Origin of the sequence: Aquirufa nivalisilvae (assembly GCF_003143535.1) — a bacterium.
GTDB classification, from domain to species: Bacteria; Bacteroidota; Bacteroidia; order Cytophagales; family Spirosomataceae; genus Aquirufa; species Aquirufa nivalisilvae.
In genome coordinates this window covers 1,537,435-1,558,179 of sequence record NZ_CP029346.1, presented here as the reverse complement: position 1 = coordinate 1,558,179, position 20,745 = coordinate 1,537,435, and the positions used below count along the sequence as shown (strand labels likewise).

Here is a 20,745-nt window from a genome sequence, read left to right as displayed (position 1 = left end):
ATAAATGAAGAACCTTCGTAATTTTTGCATCATCGCCCATATTGATCACGGAAAAAGCACCTTGGCCGATCGATTAATTGAATTCACGAATACAGTTCAAAAGCGAGATATGATGAATCAGCTTTTGGATGATATGGATTTAGAAAGAGAGCGTGGAATTACCATTAAATCGCATGCTATTCAGATGCAATATCCCAAAGACGGGGAGATTTATACATTTAATTTAATTGATACACCTGGCCACGTCGATTTCTCTTATGAAGTTTCTCGATCCATTGCTGCTTGTGAAGGTGCATTATTAATTGTTGATGCGTCTCAAGGTATAGAAGCGCAGACCATTTCCAATTTATATTTGGCAATCAATCACGATTTGGAAATCATTCCTGTCTTGAATAAAATAGACTTACCTGGTGCTATGCCTGAGGAAGTTTCGGATCAAATTATTGATTTAATTGGTTGCAAAAAAGAAGATATCATCCATGCTTCAGGAAAAGAAGGTATTGGTATTCAAGATATTTTAGATGCCGTAGTTACCCGCATCCCAGCTCCAAAAGGAAACCCCGAAGAGCCCTTACAAGCGCTTATTTTTGATTCAACATTTAATTCCTATCGTGGAATAGAAGTAATATTCCGTGTCTACAATGGTGAGATACGAAAAGGAGATCGTGTCAAATTCATGAATACGGGTAAAGAATACTTTGCCGATGAAATTGGCACACTTGGATTAGAGCAAGAACCTAAGTCTATTATTAAAACAGGTGATGTAGGTTATCTTATTTCCGGAATCAAAGAGGCAAAAGAAGTTAAAGTAGGTGATACCATTACCCATGTAGCTAACCCATGCAAATCTGCTATTCAAGGATTTGAAGAGGTAAAACCTATGGTATTTGCTGGTATCTATCCAGTAGAAACATCTGAATTCGAGGATTTAAGAGATGCCATGGAGAAGTTGCAATTAAATGATGCTTCATTAGTTTGGGAACCAGAGACATCCATGGCTTTAGGCTTTGGGTTTCGTTGCGGTTTCTTGGGCATGTTGCACATGGAAATTGTACAGGAACGTTTAGAGCGTGAGTTTGATATGACGGTGATTACAACTGTACCGTCAGTAAAGTTCAAAGTTTTAACAACTGCGAATGAGGAATTGTGGGTATCAGCACCGAGTGATTTACCTGAACCCAATTTGATTAACATCATTGAGGAACCATATATTAAAGCTCAGATTATCACCAAATCAGAATATACAGGTGTTATTATGAGTCTTTGCATGGATAAACGTGGAATTTTAATTAATCAAATTTATTTGACCACAGACCGAGTAGAACTTACTTTTGATATGCCTTTGTCGGAAGTAGTATTTGATTTCTTTGATCGTTTAAAAACCATTTCCAGAGGTTATGCGTCTTTGGATTATGAATATAAAGGATATGAACCAGGTAACATGGTTAAATTGGATATCATGTTAAATGGTGAAAAAGTAGATGCATTGTCAGCAATCGTACATCGTGATAAGGCCTACGATTGGGGAAAACGTTTATGTGAGAAATTGCGTGAATTATTACCTAGACAACAATTTGAAATAGCTATTCAAGCAGCTATTGGTCAAAAGATTATTGCTCGTGAAACAGTAAAAGCTTTAAGAAAGGATGTACTTGCCAAATGTTATGGTGGTGATATTTCTCGAAAAAGAAAGTTATTAGAAAAGCAGAAGAAAGGTAAAAAGCGAATGCGTCAAGTAGGTAATGTAGAAATCCCTCAAGAAGCATTCATGGCAGTTTTAAAATTAGATTAATCAAATATTTTTACATAATAGTTTTCGAAACAAGCTTCTAAAGCTTAATTTTGGATTTTTAAAAATAAGATAATGGCTGAAGTAATTAGAATGCCCAAGATGAGCGATACCATGGTTGAAGGTGTGATCGCTAATTGGCTAAAGAAAGAGGGTGATGTAATCAAATCTGGTGACATTATTGCTGAGGTAGAAACCGATAAGGCAACAATGGAGTTGGAAAATTACGAGGATGGAACATTATTATATATTGGAGTTAAAGTAGGCGAAGCAGTTCCTGTTGATGGAATTATTGCCATCGTTGGTACTCCAGGTGAAGATTACTCTAGTTTATTAGCTGGTGCACCAGCAGCTCCAGTTGCTGCTGTGGAAGCTAGTCCTGCACCAGAAGCAGCTCCTATAGCTACCGCTCCTGCTGCACCTGTAGTTGATCTAAGTTCGATTCCTGCAAAAGCAGTAAGAATGCCGAAGATGAGTGATACTATGGTGGAAGGTGTCATAGCTAAATGGTTAAAGCAAGTAGGTGATGTAGTTAAATCTGGTGATATCATTGCCGAGGTTGAAACTGACAAGGCTACTATGGAATTAGAAAACTATGAGGATGGAACTATTTTATACATTGGAGCCAAAGAAGGTGAAGGTGTCATTGTAGATGGTATCATCATGATTGTGGGAGAACCTGGAACTGATTTTCAACCAATCTTACAACAAGCAGCTACTCCAGCTGCACCAGCACCTGCTGCTCCTGTAGCGGTAGCTGCTCCAGCGCCTGTGAAGGAGGCTCCAAAAGCACCTGAAGCGAAGGCTACAACTTCTGGAATACAAACAGATTCAAAAGGTGGAATAATCAAAGCGTCTCCTTTAGCTAAAGCATTAGCGAAAGAAAAGAATATTAATCTAAATTGGTTACAAGGAACAGGTGATGGTGGAAGAATAACCAAATCTGACGTTGAAAACTACAAACCTAACGCGGGTGGAGCTACCGGTAACTTCATTTCAGGAGAAGAGAGTTTCGAAGATATTCCTAATAGCCAAATGCGTAAGACAATCGCTCGACGTTTGTCTGAGTCTAAATTCAGTGCTCCAGAGTTTTATCTAACCATGGAAATTAACATGGATAAAGCCATGGAAGCACGTGTTAGCATGAATGAAGTATTGCCTGTCAAAATATCATTTAATGACATGGTTATCAAAGCGGTAGCTTTATCACTAGTTAAACATCCAAAAGTTAATTCATATTGGATGGAAGATCGAATTCGGGTTAATAAGCATGTTCACATCGGAATGGCCGTAGCTGTAGAAGATGGATTATTGGTGCCAGTTATTCGTTTTGCAAGTGAGAAATCCATTGCACAGATTTCTGCTGAAGCAAAAGAATTAGGTGGAAAAGCTAAAAACAAACAATTGCAACCTAAAGATTGGGAAGGTAATACATTTACTGTCAGCAACTTAGGTATGTTTGGGATTGATCAATTCACATCTATTATCAACTCTCCAGAATCATGTATTTTGGCAGTAGGTGGTATTAAAGAAACAGTAGGTGTAAAGAATGGTCAATTCTATGCAACTAATATCATGAAATTAACTTTGACTTGTGACCATCGCGTGGTAGATGGTGCAACAGGTGCTGCTTTTTTACTAACATTAAAACAGTATCTAGAGGATCCCATTAAGATGTTTATCTAAACAAAAATAATGGCAAGCCTCGAAAATTTCGGGGCTTGTCTATTTTAGGAAAAATACGAATATGAGCAATACCAACATAAGAATCGCAGTTCAGAAATCAGGAAGATTAAGTGACGATTCATTGAAATTATTTAAAGAATGTGGAATTAAGTTTGAGTCGGGCGGATCTAAATTACGTTCAATCTCAAGCAATTTCCCTATAGAGTTTTTATTCCTTAGAGATGATGATATCCCTGGATATGTAGAAGATGGAGTAGCTGATTTAGGAGTTATTGGTCTGAATGTATTAGAAGAAAATCGCAAAGACGTTGAGATCGTTAAAGAATTAGGATTTTCAAAATGTCGCTTATCCTTAGCTATCCCAAGAAATGAAGTATATACGGACTTAAGTTATTTTGAGGGAAAAAATATAGCAACCTCCTACCCTAACTTGACTAATACTTTTTTAAAATCAAAAGGTGTTAGTGCTCATACACATGAGATCTCAGGTTCAGTGGAAATTGCACCAAGCATTGGACTAGCGGAAGGAATTTGTGATATTGTTTCTACAGGTGGAACACTTTTAAGTAATGGATTAAAAGAAGTCGCTGAAGTTTTTAAAAGTCAGGCCGTATTGATTTCCAACAAATCATTAACTGCTGAGAAGACCAGCATTTTAGATAAACTTACTTTTCGAATTGATTCAGTACAAAGAGGGCAAAATGCCAAATATGTTGTTTTAAATGCTGAAGAAAAGAATTTAGACAAAATCATAGCGCTATTACCTGGAATGAAATCTCCATCTCGAGTTCCTCTCGCTGAAAAAGGTTGGTATTCTTTACATTCTGTTATTTCGGAAAATGATTTCTGGGAAATCATCGAGTCCTTGCGAGAAGCTGGAGCTCAAGGAATTTTAGTGTTACCTATTGAGAAAATGATTCTTTAGTATGATTCCTTTTATTAAATATCCTTCTGTAGACACCTTTGTTCAAATTTGTCAAAGACCCAGCCTAGATGCCCAATCTTTGGATCAAATCATTGAAGGGATATTCACTCAAGTTGAAACTCAACAAGATCAAGCTTTGCGCGATTTAACGTTGAAATTTGAAAAAAGGGAAATTCAGGACATTTTGTATAGCCAACAGGAAATATCTGAATTAGCTGATCAAGTTCCTGCTTCGTTGAAAAAAGCTATTCAGCAAGCTTATGCTAATATTCATACTTTTCATGAATCACAGCAGTTTGTAACTCAAAAAATAGAAACAAGCCCAGGAGTGGTTTGCTGGCAAAAAGCTAGTCCAATTGAAAAAGTGGGTATCTATATTCCTGGAGGAACAGCACCTTTATTTTCTACCATATTGATGTTGGCCATTCCTGCCCAAATAGCAGGCTGTAAGGAAATTGTTTTATGTACACCAGCCGTTCATCCAGCTATATTTTATACGGCACAACTATGTGGTGTCACTAAAATGGCAAAGGTGGGTGGAGCGCAAGCTATTGCAGCTATGGCTTTAGGTACAGAATCCATCCCAAAAGTTTATAAGATTTTTGGTCCTGGTAATCAATATGTGACCGCTGCTAAAATGTATGCGAATCATAAAGGAATAGCCATTGACATGCCTGCTGGGCCTTCAGAAGTGGCAGTATATGCTGATAAGATTGCCAATCCAGCCTATGTAGCTGCAGATTTATTATCACAAGCTGAACATGGGGTTGATTCTCAAGTATTTTTAGTGGCATTGGAAGAAACATTCATTGAAAAGACACAAGAGGAATTAGAAAAGCAAGTACAACTATTAGATAGGAAGGATTTAGCTTTACAAGCCCTAACTAATTCTAAGGCTATTTTGGTGAAAGATAGACAAGAGGCTATTCAACTATTGAATGAATATGCCGCTGAACACTTGATATTAGCCTGTGATCAACCAGAGGAATTTGCTGATCACATTGTGAATGCTGGGTCCATTTTTCTAGGTAATTTTACCCCAGAGGCAGCTGGAGATTACGCTTCTGGAACCAATCATACCTTACCTACCAATGGTTTCGCGAAAGCTTATTCAGGTGTAAACTTGGCGAGTTTTCAGAAAAAAATTACACTTCAAAGTATCAGTCAAGCTGGCTTAGAAGTTTTAGGTCAAAGTATCATTGACATGGCAGAGGCTGAATCGTTACAGGCGCATGCTAATGCCGTGGCAATTCGATTAAATACACGTTCATGAATTATCAATCCATCATTTTACCACATATTTGGAATTTGAAACCTTATTCATCAGCTAGAGATGAATTTAAAGGTAAGGAAGGTATATTTTTAGATGCAAATGAAAATCCATTAGGCTCTCCCCTTTCTGAAAATTGGAATCGTTATCCTGATCCCATGCAATGGGAAATTAAGGAAGAGTTGTCTGATATTAAGCAAATTCCGGCAGATCAAATATTTATTGGAAATGGATCTGATGAAGCTATTGACCTGATTATCCGAATGACTTGTGCTGGACAGGCCAATTCCATTATTCTATGCCCTCCTACCTATGGGATGTATGAAGTGAGTGCATCTATTAATCATGTCAACATTTTATCCGTTCCACTAACAAAGGAATATCAATTAGACGTTGAACAAATATTGTCGACTGTCAAAGAAGACACACGTATAATCTTTATTTGTTCACCGAATAACCCTACCGGAAATAAAATTAATCGAAGTGATATTTATCAAATCATAGAGAAGTTCCAACAAGGGTTTGTCATCATAGATGAAGCCTATATTGATTTTTCCGATGAACCTAGTTTCATTACTGAATTGGATAAATACCCCAATGTAATTGTCATGCAAACGCTTTCAAAGGCTTATGGATTGGCCTCTTTACGTTTGGGAATGGCATTTGCAAATCCACAAATAATTCAAATTTTAAACAAAATTAAGCCGCCATATAATATTGGAGGTGCCACTCAAGCATTGGTTTTAGAGGCATTGAGGAATAGAGATTTTTTAATTAATTCTATTCAACAAATAAATCATGCAAAAAATACGTTAATTTCAAAGTTGGAAGCTATACCTCAAGTGATTCGTATCTTTCCTTCACAAGCTAATTTTATATTGGTTAAAATGGAAAAGGCGCAAGAGTTATTTGATTATTTAATTTCACAACAAGTCATTACTAGAAACCGTTCTAATGTGACTTTATGTGAAAGTTCCATCCGAATTACAGTTGGTCTACCAGAGGAAAACCATATACTAATTCAAAAGATGCAAGAATTTTATTCTTAACTATATGTTTAAAAAGAGCCTTTTCATCCTTTTATTTACTTGTCTCTCCAACTTTGCTTTTGGGCAAATTCAAGAATGGGCTTCTGGTTTCAGAATTGGTGAACCAGGGGGATTCATGGCTCGGAAATATTTAAGTAATGGAATAAATGCCGTTGAAGTAAATATTGGAGCTTATGGAGGCTTGTGGGGAACAGATAGAAACTATAAGGATGGAACGTTTAAGAATATTGGATTTACCATGAATGCCTTGTATCTATGGCATCATCCTACTTTAGTAAATTCAGATATCCATACCTATTATGGCTTTGGCCCACAATATACATCTAGGGATTTGTATACTAAAGGTAGTACTACTCCTACTAATAATGGCGGATTTGGGGCAGCGGCAGTAGGTGGAATTGAATTCTATCCCGTTGATGCACCGAATTTATCTTTCTTTGGTGAGATCGGTTTTTATAATGAAATAGCTCCCAACCCATTCTTTTTCCACGTTCAAGGTGGTATAGGCGTTCGGGTTAATTTTTAAGCCATATTGCATTTTAGATTAAAAATCATGACATTTGCAATCCGTAAATGGGGATGTAGCTCAGTTGGCTAGAGCGCTTGCATGGCATGCAAGAGGTCGTCGGTTCGAGCCCGATCTTCTCCACTAGTGAAATGTAGATTGAAGAATGTAGAATGAGAATTCAGTTCTTTCGTCTACATTTTTTTGTTGGGGAAATTTTCAAATAGACTTGTCAATGAGATTTGTCAAATTTCAAAAATTTGACAAATCTAAACGGAAATAGATGCAAATTCAATCATAGATATTGATAATTTACAATCGATCTTTAAACGACTCGTAACCAAAACTCTTAAATAACACGAAGTTCTGATCCTGATCCAATTTCCCAATGCTAGGCAGGTTAACACCATTGAAGGTTGTCGTTTTCACCATAGTATAATGAATCATATCTTCCAAAATGATCTCATCCCCTATTTGCAAGGGTTCATCAAAAGAATAGTCGCCATAATAATCCCCTGCTAGACAAGTCATACCACCGAATCGATACGTAGGCTTTCCAGCAACTGGTTCTGAATCAGCAAATCGAATTCGTGGTTTATAAGGCATTTCTAAAGTATCAGGCATATGTGCCGCAAAAGACACATCTAAAATAGCTACGTCAATTCCTGCTGAATGAACGATATCTAAAACCGTAGATTTTAAAAATCCTGTTTGCCAACCAACTGCTGAGCCTGGTTCTAAAATAATCGATAAATTAGGGTATTTTGCTTTAAAGCGAGTCAGTACTTGAATTAAATGATCTACTTGATAATCTGCTCGTGTTATCAAATGCCCACCTCCGAGATTTAACCATTTTATCTGATGTAATAAATCACCAAATTTCTCATCAATAACAGCCAAGGTTCTCTCCAAAACGAAAGAATCATTTTCACATAAAGTATGTGAATGTAAACCTTCTATTCCTTCTGGCAATGTTTCTCCAATATCAGACCGACGAATTCCCAATCTAGACCCAGGCACACAAGGATTATACATGTCTGTTTCTACTTCAGCATATTCGGGATTAATACGAATTCCACATGATATCCCCTTTTGTGCCGCTCGATGATAAAACTGCTGATATTGATTCAGCGAATTAAAAGACAGATGACTTGTATAAGATGCTAATTCCTCAAATTCCTTTTCCAAATAAGCTGGTGAATAAACATGACACTTCACCTTCATTTCTTCAAAAGCCAAACGAGCTTCATGCAATGAACTAGCTGTAGCTCCAGCTAAATACTGCCTTACCAAAGGAAATTCATGATAAAAAGAAAACCCTTTTAAGGCACAAATAATTTCAATACCTGCTTCTTGTTGAACACGTTGAAGCAATCTAAGATTTTTCAACAATAAGTTCTCTTCTAAGACAAAACAAGGAGAAGGTATGGCAGGAAATACTGCTTGAGGTCTAATACTCATGTGGAAGTGTGATATTGTGCAATTCATGCCATGGTAAGCCATGAATATTTAACATCTCCATAAACGGATCTGGATTAAACTCCTCTACATTATATACTCCAGGTTTCATCCATTCTCCCTGAATCATTAAGCTGGCCCCAATCATAGCTGGTACACCTGTTGTATAGCTAACACCTTGTGCCTGAACTTCTTTATAGCATTCTGCATGGTGACAGTTATTATACACATAATACGTGGTGTCCTGTCCATCTTTAAGCCCCTTAATCTGACAACCAATGGAAGTTTGGCCAGAATAATTCTCACCCAATGTTCCAGGCTCTGGAAGTACAGCTTTCAAAAATTCCAATGGGACAATATCCATACCATTGAATTTTATTGGTTGTATAGAAGTCATCCCTACATTTTGCAATACTTCTAAATGAGTTAAATAAGCCTGACCAAATGTCATCCAGAAGCGAGCACGCTTCAATGAAGGAAAGTTTTTAGTCAAAGACTCTAACTCTTCATGATATAATAAATAGGATTCCTTAGGTCCAATATTCGGATATTCTATAGGTTTATGAATGGACATAGCATCAATTTCTACCCATTGACCATTTTCCCAATATTTACCTTTTTGAGTAATTTCACGAATATTAATTTCCGGATTAAAATTAGTAGCAAAAGCTTTACCATGATCTCCAGCATTACAGTCGATGATATCTAAATAATGCATTTCATCGAAATAATGTTTGTTAGCATAAGCTGTATATACACCTGTCACACCCGGATCAAAACCACAGCCCAATAATGCCATTAATCCGGCTTCTTTAAATCTTTCTTGGTAAGCCCATTGCCATGAATATTCAAATTTGGCTTCATCTTTAGGCTCATAATTGGCCGTATCCAAGTAATGAACTCCAGTAGCTAAACAAGCATCCATGATGGTTAAATCTTGATATGGTAAAGCCACATTGATGACCATATATGGTTTTTCCTCCGTAAACAACTGGATTAATTCTGGAACAGAATCCGCATCAACCCGACGTGTTTTAATTTCGATTGGAAGCCCAATGTTTTTTGCTTCTAGAGCAATGGCATCACATTTTGATAAAGTTCTTGAAGCCAATACCACTTCAGAAAAAAACTGGGGATTCATAGCGCATTTCTTCACAACCACGTTTCCTACACCACCTGCACCAATTACAATTACCTTTTTCGACATAGTTTTATTTAAAAAGAATGCAAAAATACATCAAGAGAAGCTTTTATCCTTCAAGCTTTCATTAATTTTTAAATGGACGTATAATTTTCACATAACTACCAAGCCAATATTTGGTGTATAAATTATCTTCCCGAACACCCTTGGAAGTACTTGCATGAAGAAAATAGACCTCATTGGCAGATTTAATCTGAGAAATTATACCCGAATGATTAATAACTTTTGCTTGATTGGTGGCAAAAAAAATCCAATCACCAACTTGAGCTTCTTGAATGGAAACAGGTAAACCAAATTGAGCTTGATCTTTGGAAAGTCGAGGAATCTGGTAAAGTTGGTCTGTATAAATTCTAAACAACAAGCCCGAACAATCCATTCCCTTTCGATCAGTACCGCCTGTACGATATGGAACTCCTTTATAAGACATTCCTGATTGAATAATTTGATCTACTTCGCGAATGGAATAATTGTTTTCAATGGTTTCTTTCTTGGATATGCCTAAAAAGCGAATGGTCTTTTTCCAAACTGAACAGGATGAAACAAGAAAAACAATAGATAAAATACAAATAACTCTTTTAAACATAATTCACTTCTTTATCTTCTGTGTAAATAATGGCCCCTTTTACAACAGGATAACCCATTTGTCGCAAAGCTTCACAGTAAGAATTTACTTGAATAATATGTTTATCATCTTTTTTACCCGTTTTATAGTCGACCACAACCAATGAATCTTGCTGTCTAATAACGCGATCTGGTCGAATCATATTTCCGTCTGGCATTAAAATATCTTCTTCTGAAAACAAGAGCTCTCCTGGTTTGAAAAATTGCTTAATATCTTCTATTTCAAGTAATTCTAAAACTTCAGGCAAAAATTCCTCTTCAGTTAATTCTTCATATGAATTCAATTTTTCCAATTGATCGTGAATAATTTTACCCCTCTCTCGCTTTTCTTTGGCTAATGTATAAAGATCTGTTTGCGAAGATTTGATCCTCAATAAAGGTTTTGTAGAAGCCTTTGCATTCAAAGCTAAAGAAATCGGCAAATTGCTTTTTGTCGCTAATGATTTACTTATAAATAACTCCGATTTACTGATTAAATAATAAAGGCTGTTTTCAACATATTCTGGCTTCACAAAAGCGGGTAATTCATTAGAAGTAGTTTTAAGCGTTTCTACATATTTCATCAATAATTGTCCAATAGATTGCTTAAAAGTTAATTGAGTTTTCGAATGCGCATCAGGACTAGGTTCCGCCAATAAAATATGTAAATGCTGTTTTGCTCGAGTGCTAGCTACATATAACATATTCAAAGCATCTAAAAATATGGCATCAATTTCCTTTTGTTTTTGATGTGCTAAATCAGGAAACAAATCCAGGTCACTGGCATTAGCCTTGGCATAAAAATAAGGTAATTGACCTTTTCCATTCAATTGAAACACATCTATTTCCTCAGCCAGTTTAAACCATATTTTATCCCTTTCACTTACTTGATGTGTCCAAGCGGCAAAAGGTAATATGACAACTGGATATTCCAAACCTTTAGATCTATGTATACTAGTAATGGTGATGGCATCAATATTTTCTGGACATGAAATACTAAAACTATGCTTATTAAGGTCAAAATACTGAACAAAATCAGCTATTGATGCCGTATTTTTCAGCGTATATTCCTGAATAATATCTAAAAACTTAAGTACATATTCTGATCCTTCTGATTGATTAAATAAGTCGAATATTCCAATAAGTTGATACACCATATCAAACAGGTTATCCTCTTTCCAATTTATATTAGATGAAACGTCATAGTAAAGTTGCAAATATTGGTCTAATATAATTTGTTGATTTTTGGCATATTTGCCATGTGTTTGCAGATAATCAAGTGCTTCTAATGAAATCGTTTTTCCATGAACATCTGCCAATGCATAAGCGGCTTCAAAAAGCAATAAGTGCTTTTCCTTATCTTCTTTCATTTTCAATATGGCTAAAATGAAAGTCACAAGTGATGAATAATAAACCAAAAGGGAGTCGGCAGAAATAACAGGATACCCCGCTTCTTTTAATTGCAAAGCAAGAAAATTTGACTGCTTATTTTTCCGAGTTAATATAGCAATATCAGCCAATTTAAAACCCAGTGATAAATTATATTCAATCAATTGAACAACTTGCTCAAGCATCCAAGAAGATTCTAAGTCCTTGTTATCAAGCGTATTTACTGGTTTTTGAAAAACCAAGAGATCAACTTGGCCAGATAGATCTTGAGAAGAAACCTGAGGTATTTGAGTCATATACTGGCCATAAACAGGTTCCAATAATGCACAGAAACTTTGATATTCCTGCTGCTGAGAAATCCAAGTAAACAAAGCATTATTAAACTCAACTATTTCTGGAGCACTACGGTAATTACTTTCCAACTGGTTCAAATGAATCTGTTGGACCAGATAATCATAGCGAACTTGATCTAGTTCTGTGTTATTTATTTTATTTCCAATCAATTCAGGATTTTTGGCCGTTAATGACGCTATTAATCCCACTTCCCCGCCTCTAAACTTATAGATAGATTGTTTGGCATCCCCTACCAATAAATTACGTTTCCCTAATGAAACCGTATTTTCCAACAAAGGCATGAAATTCTTCCATTGCAAAATAGAGGTGTCTTGAAATTCATCAATCAAAATATGGAAATAACGATCCCCTAGTTTTTCATAAATAAAAGGGACTGGGTCCTTTGATATAATTTCGTTAATCCTTCTTGCAAACTCCGAAATAGAAATACTTGACTGTTCATTTTGATATACCTGGTATTCTTCATTGATGGAAGAAATAAGAGCTACCTTCTTTAAATCCTTGGCCACCAACTTGAATAATAAATAACGCGAGATTTCATCATCATACAGTTGAAGAAACTCCTGAGCATGTTCAGTCAATTGATCTGAAATTGCTTCAATATTTGATTTAGTAATTGGGTCTACTTTGGATAAATACCACTTATTCTGTTCTGCAGCCTTACGCAAAGTGGAATATGCTTCCAATTTTAAACTTTGACCCGAGGCCAATCGCCTAAACGTATTGATAGGCCCTTTGGCGCCACCTGTAAATTCAGCATCTGAAATATGACTTGATTCTACTAATTCAATAATTTGGTTGGCAATATGGGCTACTTGAGATTCTAATAACTTTATTCTTTCATAAATTTGACTTTCAATTTGGATAAAATCCGCCATTGAAAACACATCCATTTCGTCCTTAATTCTAAAGTAATTCTCATTAAAAGTAATCTGTAAGAAATCAGTTAAACTTTGTCTAATTCGATTCCAATTTCGCCCATCAGTTACTTCTTGTCGAGCAAAGGAAAGAACCAATTCCGTTAAATTCTTATCTCCAGTTTGATTAACCTTATCCAATAATTGATCCATCAAATCATTCATCAAAGTTGGAATATCCAAAATCACTTCAAATTGACTTGGTAAATGAAGTTCTTCCACAAATGAACTACTTAACCTTTGAACAAAGGCATCAATGGTCATTACAGAAAAAAGTCCATAATCTTGAAGAATTTGCTGTAAAGTAACAAAAGAGCGAGTAGCTAATTCTTCCAGACTTACATCTATCCCATCTTGGGCTAAATCATGTTGAATTCTGGACAACAACTGCTTTGACTCAGAACTTTCCTTTTCTGAAATCCCAACAAAGTCAGGGTAAGCCGATATACCAGACAAAGCTTTAATGATTCTTGTGCGCATTTCCTCCGCAGCTTTGATGGTAAATGTTACAGCTAGAATGCGACGAAAGTACCCTCGAGGTTCAACTTCTCTTAATGATAATTTTAGGTACTCCAATGTTAGCGTATAGGTTTTACCGGACCCTGCAGATGCAGAAAAGAGTTGTAAAGGTGAGGCTAACATGAAAAAACTGTTTAGAATGCAAGATAAAATAAAAATAGGATTAATTCGGTGTGCCTTTTATTGCTATCTTTGTTTCCCGTAACCAAACAAACAAATTCCCAATGTCAGGTAAAGGGACCACAAAGAAATCAAAGTACATTTTCGTTACGGGTGGAGTAACTTCTTCATTAGGTAAAGGCATCATAGCGTCTTCCTTAGCCAAACTTTTACAGGCTCGAGGTTTAAGCTGTACCATTCAAAAATTCGATCCATATATTAATATTGATCCAGGAACATTAAATCCCTACGAACATGGGGAATGTTATGTAACAAATGATGGTGCCGAAACTGATTTAGACTTAGGCCATTACGAACGATTCTTAAACACGCCAACGAGTCAGGCGAATAACATTACTACCGGTAGAATCTACCATAATGTCATTACCAAAGAAAGAAGAGGAGATTATCTAGGTAAAACTGTTCAAGTAGTTCCTCATATTACCGATGAAATCAAAAGAAACATTTTGCTCTTGGGCGAAACTGGAAAATTTGACATTGTAATTACTGAAATTGGAGGCTGTGTAGGAGATATTGAATCTTTACCGTTCATAGAAGCTGCTCGTCAGTTAAAATGGGATTTAGGTGAGAAAAATACCTTATTTATCCATTTGACATTAATTCCATATTTAAGCTCTGCTGGAGAATTAAAAACTAAACCAACACAGCACTCTGTCAAAACGTTATCAGAATCAGGTATTCAACCTGATATCTTAGTTTGTCGTACAGAACATCCTTTACCTCAAGAGATGAAGCGCAAAATTGGTTTGTTCTGTAACGTGACAGAACAAGACGTAATTGAAGCGATGGACGCGGAAACTATTTACGATGTACCTTTATTGATGAAGGAAGAGCGTCTGGATAGTCGTGTTTTATATAAATTAGATATTTACAATGATAAGGATTCCAATTTAGTTAATTGGAAAAACTTTTTGTCGAAATTAAAAAATCCAAAATTTGAGATTTCCATAGGTCTAATAGGTAAGTACGTAGAATTAAAAGATTCATATAAATCCATTGCTGAAGCATTTATACATGCAGGTGTGGCTAATGAGATTAAAGTAAATGTCAAATGGATTTCTTCTGAAACTATGGATGAGGAAAATATCCAAGATACATTAGCAGGTCTAGATGGTATTTTAGTAGCTCCAGGATTTGGAGAAAGAGGTATTCAAGGGAAAATTAATGCCGTAAAATATGCTCGAGAAAACAAGATCCCATTCTTAGGTATCTGTTTAGGAATGCAATGTGCTGTCATTGAATTTGCTCGTAATGTCATCGGTTTAGATGATGCTCATTCTTTTGAAATGAATCCTGAAACGCCTTATCCTGTGATTGATATCATGGAAGATCAGAAAAAAATCTCAGAAAAAGGTGGAACCATGCGATTAGGAGCATATCCATGTAAAATAGAAAAGGGTACTTTGGCTCATAAAATTTATGGTAAAACTTCTATTCAAGAACGCCATAGACACCGCTATGAATTCAATAATAATTTCTTAGATCAGTTTCATCAGGCAGGAATGGTTACATCAGGGCTTAATCCTGATAGTAATTTGGTGGAAATTGTGGAATTACCGAATCATCCATTTTTTGTTGGAGTACAGTTTCACCCGGAATATAAATCTACCGTAGAAGCACCTTCTCCCCTGTTTGTTCATTTTGTCAAAGCGGCATATCAACATGCTGTCCCTTTTATTAAAAATTCAAAATAGTATTTAGATATATCTTATGGATAGGAATTCAGTTACCGGTATTGTATTGATATTAGCCATGTTATTGGGGTATCAATACTTCTTTGCACCCAAAGAACCGATTAAGAGTGAAACCAGTGTTAAAGCAGCTTCAAGCCCGAAAAAAGTTGATTCTTTAGTATCCAAAGCGACACCCGCTGTAGCAAAATTGGATACCGCTGTGGCGGCCATTAAAGAAGAGAGCTTTGTATTAGAAAATAAAGATATCAAAGTTCAATTGAGTAATTACGGAGGAAAAATTGTTTCCGTGATACTTAAAAACTACGAATCTTATAAAAATTACAATCAAGGTCTAAAAGCTGGTTTGAAATTATTCGATGCAAAAAAAGATCAATTTGATGTAGAGTTGCCTATCTCAGGTAAAAAAGTCAAACTGAACGACTTAACTTATCAGGCCAAAAAGTCTGGTGAAAGTATTGAATTTATCAGCACCTTGCCATCTGGAAAATTGATCAAACAAACCTACAGTCTTGCTAAAGAGGGTTTTGAATTGAATTATGCCATTGATGCTAAATCATTAGGTGTCGATTTAGGTACTGAATACCAAATTCATTGGAAAGAGAATATCCATCAAACGGAGAAAGATATCGCCGAAGAAAGAAAAGCTACCATTAATTTTCTTTTACATGAAGATGAGGAGTTTGATTACTTGTCAGAAAATCCTTCTGCCAATGAAGCAGAAAATATCACGTCTAAAGTAGATTGGATCACATTCAAAAAGAAGTATTTCATCGCAGGTTTGATTCCACAAGGTTTTCAATTCCAAAAAGCCTCTTTGAGCAGTACTCCCAACTTAAATGATTCGTTGAACATCAAAACCTTAGATGCCAACATTGTTGCTTCATCTCAAGATTTGATTTCAGGAAAATCTAGTTTCAAATTTTACTTTGGACCTAATGATTATTCCATCATCAAACATGTAGCTCCTTCATTTGGGAAAAATGTCAAATTGAGTTACGACTTTTTATTACCAATAACACGCTATGTGTTTGTTCCTCTATTTGATTTCTTAGAAAGTATTGTTTCTAATTATGGACTATTGATTGTTTTGTTGGTTTTAATCGTCAAAACTGCCTTGTTACCGTTGACTTACAAGTCATATGTTTCCATGGCTAAAACTAGGATTTTAGCCCCTGAAATTGCTGCAATTAAAGAGAAAATTGGTGATGATGCGGCAAGAGTTCAACAAGAAACCATGAAATTATATGGTGAAGTAGGAGTCAATCCTCTGAGTGGCTGTATCCCTGTATTAGCTACTATGCCGGTATTGATGGCAGTATTTATGTTGTTCCCGAACTTAATTAACCTAAGACAAGAATCATTTTGGTGGGCAAATGACCTATCAACTTTTGATTCAGTTTTGGATTTGCCTTTCAATATTCCATTCTATGGTTCTCATGTGAGTTTATTTTGTTTATTAATGACCTTGTCGCAATTGGCTTATGGTTATTATAACAACCAAATTACACCGGATCAACCTGGACAACCAATCAATATGAAAATGATGGCTTATGTAACTCCTGTCATTTTCATGTTTGTGATGAACTCTTTCCCTGCAGGATTAAGTTTCTATTATTTTGTATCTAACTTGGTCACTATTGGTCAACAACTTGCTATTCGTAAATTTGTTGATGAAGATAAAATCAAGCGTTTATTAGATGAAAATCGTAAGAAAATAGCTGCTGGTGGTGGGGCTAAAAAATCTCGTTTTTCTCAATACCTTCAAACACAAATGAAAGCTATTGAAGAACAACAAAAAGACCAAAAAAATACCAATCCTAAGAAGAAGAAATAGATATGGGATCATTAAGTGCTTCCTATTTTGAACGTGCCCAAGAAGTTATACCGGGTGGGGTTAATTCTCCAGTTCGTGCATTTAAATCAGTAGGTGGCTCACCTCTATTCATACAATCGGCTAAAGGTGCATACCTAAAAGACGTCGATGGTAAAGAATACATCGATCTCATTGGATCATGGGGACCCATGTTATTTGGCCAAGCACATCCAAGTATTGAAAATGCCGTTCGTGATGCATTGTCAAAGGGATTTTCATTTGGCGCACCTTCCTATAATGAGGTATTAATCGCGGAGAAAATTGTTTCCATGATTCCATCGATAGAAAAGGTTCGCTTAGTTAATTCTGGAACAGAAGCCACTATGGCTGCGATTCGTTTAGCGAGGGCTTATACCAAAAGAGATAAAATCATTAAGTTTGAAGGCTGTTACCATGGGCATGGTGATTCCTTTTTAATAGCTGCTGGTTCTGGCGTTGCCACCTTAGGTACACCTGATAGTCCGGGTGTTACAGTTTCTACAGCAAAAGACACTTTAACGGCCGTATATAACGATTTAAGTTCATTAAGAAACTTATTCGAGGCCAATCCTACTGATATTTCAGCAGTCATTTTAGAACCTGTAGTCGGAAATATGGGATTAGTTATCCCTGAGCCTGGTTTCATTGAAGGAATTCAACAATTATGTAAGACATACGGGAGTCTATTGATATTTGATGAAGTTATGACAGGTTTCAGACTGTCATCATCAGGTTATCAAGGTCTCACGAATATTCAACCCGATTTAACCACTTTAGGTAAAATCATAGGTGGAGGTCTACCAGTGGGTGCCTACGGAGGAAAAGCTGAAATCATGAACATGATAGCTCCAGCTGGTCCAGTATATCAAGCCGGTACCTTATCAGGAAATCCCTTAGCTACTTCAGCTGGATTAGCCATGTTGAACTTAATCTCTGAGCATCCTGAAGTCTATGATGCATTAAATCAAAAGGGAAAAGCATTAGCTGAAGGAATTCGTCAACAATTATCAGAATTACAAATTGATGGATTTGTTAACCAAATAGGTTCTATGTTCACTTTGTTCTTTACCAATAAAGCGGTGAAAAATTTCAGTGATGCTAAAACTTCTGATACTGCTAAATTTGGCATTTATTTTAGAGAAATGTTGAACCAAGGTGTTTATTTACCCCCTTCTCAATTTGAATCATGGTTTTTATCTGCTGCGCTAGATGAAGCACACATTGATCATATTTTAAAAGCGAGTAGGATAGCCTTGGAAAAAACGCTTATGGCCTAGTGTCAGCCTAAACAGCTCTATAGCTATATGAAAGAAGAATCAACTTTCTTCAGTGTTATAATTCCAGTCTATAATCGTCCGCACGAATTGGATGAGCTTTTAAACTGTTTAACTCGTCAAATCTACCGACATTTTGAAGTGCTCATTATCGAAGATGGGTCACTCATTTCTTCGAAAGAAGTGGTGGATCAATATGCCACACAATTAGACATACATTATTATTTCAAAGAAAACGGAGGACAAGGATTTGCTAGAAATTATGCCTTTGAAAGAGCGAAGGGTGATTTTTTTGTGATTTTGGATTCAGATGCATTGGTTGAAGCTACCTACTTAGAAGAAGTAGCTATAGGAATCCGAGAAAAGAATATCGATTTATTTGGTGGGCCAGATAAAGACCATGTTAGCTTCACCCCTATTCAAAAAGCAATTAGCTTTAGTATGACAAGCCTATTTACTACAGGTGGTATACGTGGTAAAGAAAAGAACGTAGGTGGTACCTTTCATCCAAGGAGCTTTAACATGGGTATATCCAGGAAAGTTTGGGAAGCTACCCAAGGCTTTAAAATAACTCGAATGGGAGAAGATATTGAATTCAGTATACGTTGTTTATCCTTAGGTTTCACTTCTGCACTCTTACCGAAAGCATTCATTTATCACAAAAGACGTACTGACTTTGCACAATTTTATAAACAATTACACTTCTTTGGTCGAGCCAGAATCAATATTTCCAGATTCTTTCCTAATGAATTGAAATGGGTACATTTTTTCCCGGCTTGTTATTTATTAGGAGTTATTTTCGTTTTATTAAGCTTGATTATACTTCCTAGTTTAGGGAAATACTTAGCAGGGCTTGTCTTATTGTATTGGTTGGGAATAATAATTGATGCATTATTTCAGACGAAAAGCCTTAAAATAACAATCCTTGGCCTTATTGCAGCTAACATACAATTAATCGCTTATGGCCAAGGATTTTTAGAAGAGGCATGGAAAAAGATTACCAGTAAGCCTTCTTAAGTAAGTAATTCTGAACGTAATCTTTCACCCCTTCTTCCAAAGTATGGAATGGTTGTGTAAAACCAATTTGACGTAACTTCGACATATTTGCTTCCGTAAAATATTGGTACTTATCACGAATATCGATCGGTGTATCAATATAATTTATTACCGCTTCTTTACCCATGGCAGCAAAAGTAGATTTGCCTAAATCATTAAAAGAACGCGCAATACCTGTTCCTAAATTATAGATCCCCGAATTCTTACGATGTTCCATGAAGAATATGCATACATCAATTAAATCTTTGACGTAGATAAAATCACGCATTTGTTCGCCGTCTCCATAATCTGGACGATGCGATCTAAATAGATTTAAACTACCTTTTTCATTAATTTGACGAAAGGCATGCCAAATAACGGAAGCCATGCGACCTTTGTGGTATTCATTGGGTCCATAAACATTAAAAAACTTCAAACCAGCCCAAAAGAAAGGTTTCTTTTCTTGTTTCAATGCCCAAATATCAAAATCGTTCTTTGAGTCCCCATAAGGATTTAAGGGTTTTAATCCTGGGATTTTACTCTCATCATCATCATATCCCAATTCACCCAAGCCATATGTGGCTGCAGATGAGGCATAAACGAGTGGGATTTGATACTCCACACATCGATTCCAAATTTCTTTGGAATAATTAACATTCAATTCATCAAAAATTGATTTGTCAAATTCGGTGGTATCCGTCCGAGCTCCGATGTGAAAAATAAACTCAACTTCTCTGAAATTGGCGTCTAACCAAGTGAAAAACTGAGTTCTTTCCACTTTTTCCTTGATTTTTTTACCAATCAAATTTTTGTTTTTTTCTTCGAAAGAAAAATCATCTACTGCGATAATGTAGTTAAAATTTAACTCGTTCAATTTTTGAATTAAACAACTACCTATGAATCCAGCAGCTCCTGTAACAATGATCATAATTAAATAGATTATATAGATTTAGCCCCCAAATTTACGTAGAATCCCAATAGCATTCCATACCTTTGCAGAATTAATGGTGATTCTGCTAATGTTTTCCCAGTTCACCTTCACTTTAAA

Annotated in this window: 15 protein-coding genes and 1 tRNA gene; 11 read left to right on the top strand and 5 right to left on the bottom strand. The window is 36.0% G+C overall.

The window, feature by feature from the left end; translation table 11 throughout:
• The first annotated feature begins 4 nt into the window (after positions 1–4).
• The 7 genes from lepA (at position 5) to HME7025_RS06825 (ending at position 7,368) form a co-directional block, all read left to right on the top strand.
• A complete protein-coding gene (gene lepA / locus HME7025_RS06855; protein WP_109322922.1) occupies positions 5–1,792 on the top strand; it encodes a translation elongation factor 4 in 1,788 nt (595 codons plus the stop codon).
• Positions 1,793–1,864: 72 nt separating this feature from the next.
• Positions 1,865–3,475 (top strand): 2-oxo acid dehydrogenase subunit E2, encoded by a 1,611-nt coding sequence (locus HME7025_RS06850; RefSeq protein ID WP_109322921.1) that lies wholly within the window; start codon positions 1,865–1,867, stop codon positions 3,473–3,475.
• Between the two features lie 61 nt (positions 3,476–3,536).
• A complete protein-coding gene (hisG, locus tag HME7025_RS06845; protein WP_109322920.1) occupies positions 3,537–4,400 on the top strand; it encodes an ATP phosphoribosyltransferase in 864 nt (287 codons plus the stop codon).
• Positions 4,401–4,404: 4 nt separating this feature from the next.
• Positions 4,405–5,673 carry a histidinol dehydrogenase gene (gene hisD / locus HME7025_RS06840; RefSeq protein WP_394336390.1) on the top strand — a complete coding sequence of 423 codons (1,269 nt, stop codon included), beginning with the start codon at positions 4,405–4,407 and terminating at the stop codon, positions 5,671–5,673.
• The gene (gene hisC, locus HME7025_RS06835; RefSeq protein WP_109322918.1) at positions 5,670–6,719 is read left to right on the top strand and encodes a histidinol-phosphate transaminase; all 1,050 of its coding nucleotides are present in this window, start codon (positions 5,670–5,672) and stop codon (positions 6,717–6,719) included. The genes hisD and hisC overlap by 4 nt, the downstream gene beginning before the upstream one ends.
• A 4-nt stretch (positions 6,720–6,723) precedes the next feature.
• Complete coding sequence (locus tag HME7025_RS06830) at positions 6,724–7,245, top strand: hypothetical protein (protein ID WP_109322917.1); 522 nt, start codon at positions 6,724–6,726, stop codon at positions 7,243–7,245.
• A gap of 49 nt (positions 7,246–7,294) precedes the next feature.
• Positions 7,295–7,368 (top strand) — tRNA-Ala (locus HME7025_RS06825).
• Between the two features lie 168 nt (positions 7,369–7,536).
• Here the strand turns inward: HME7025_RS06825 and nspC are convergent.
• The 4 genes from nspC to HME7025_RS06805 all read right to left on the bottom strand — a co-directional run bounded on the left by nspC (position 7,537) and on the right by HME7025_RS06805 (position 13,785).
• A complete protein-coding gene (nspC, locus tag HME7025_RS06820; protein WP_226998292.1) occupies positions 7,537–8,685 on the bottom strand; it encodes a carboxynorspermidine decarboxylase in 1,149 nt (382 codons plus the stop codon).
• Positions 8,675–9,889 (bottom strand): saccharopine dehydrogenase family protein, encoded by a 1,215-nt coding sequence (locus HME7025_RS06815; protein WP_109322915.1) that lies wholly within the window; start codon positions 9,887–9,889, stop codon positions 8,675–8,677. The genes nspC and HME7025_RS06815 overlap by 11 nt, the downstream gene beginning before the upstream one ends.
• Positions 9,890–9,950: 61 nt before the next feature.
• Positions 9,951–10,466 (bottom strand): C40 family peptidase, encoded by a 516-nt coding sequence (locus tag HME7025_RS06810; RefSeq protein WP_109322914.1) that lies wholly within the window; start codon positions 10,464–10,466, stop codon positions 9,951–9,953.
• Positions 10,459–13,785 (bottom strand): UvrD-helicase domain-containing protein, encoded by a 3,327-nt coding sequence (locus HME7025_RS06805; RefSeq protein ID WP_109322913.1) that lies wholly within the window; start codon positions 13,783–13,785, stop codon positions 10,459–10,461. Before HME7025_RS06805 ends, HME7025_RS06810 begins: the two co-directional genes overlap by 8 nt.
• Positions 13,786–13,886: 101 nt before the next feature.
• Here HME7025_RS06805 and HME7025_RS06800 point away from each other — a divergent pair, with 101 nt between their 5' ends.
• The 4 genes from HME7025_RS06800 to HME7025_RS06785 are packed head-to-tail and all read left to right on the top strand — an operon-like array spanning position 13,887 to position 19,679.
• The gene (locus HME7025_RS06800; RefSeq protein ID WP_109322912.1) at positions 13,887–15,536 is read left to right on the top strand and encodes a CTP synthase; all 1,650 of its coding nucleotides are present in this window, start codon (positions 13,887–13,889) and stop codon (positions 15,534–15,536) included.
• A gap of 16 nt (positions 15,537–15,552) precedes the next feature.
• Complete coding sequence (yidC, locus tag HME7025_RS06795) at positions 15,553–17,370, top strand: membrane protein insertase YidC (RefSeq protein ID WP_109322911.1); 1,818 nt, start codon at positions 15,553–15,555, stop codon at positions 17,368–17,370.
• Between the two features lie 2 nt (positions 17,371–17,372).
• On the top strand, positions 17,373–18,665 hold the full coding sequence (gene hemL, locus HME7025_RS06790) for a glutamate-1-semialdehyde 2,1-aminomutase (RefSeq protein ID WP_109322910.1): 1,293 nt from the start codon (positions 17,373–17,375) through the stop codon (positions 18,663–18,665).
• Between the two features lie 27 nt (positions 18,666–18,692).
• Complete coding sequence (locus HME7025_RS06785) at positions 18,693–19,679, top strand: glycosyltransferase (RefSeq protein WP_109322909.1); 987 nt, start codon at positions 18,693–18,695, stop codon at positions 19,677–19,679.
• Here HME7025_RS06785 and rfaD read toward each other — a convergent pair.
• Positions 19,660–20,625 carry an ADP-glyceromanno-heptose 6-epimerase gene (gene rfaD / locus HME7025_RS06780; RefSeq protein ID WP_109322908.1) on the bottom strand — a complete coding sequence of 322 codons (966 nt, stop codon included), beginning with the start codon at positions 20,623–20,625 and terminating at the stop codon, positions 19,660–19,662. The two genes, HME7025_RS06785 and rfaD, sit on opposite strands and share 20 nt — an antisense overlap.
• Between the last annotated feature and the right edge of the window lie 120 nt (positions 20,626–20,745).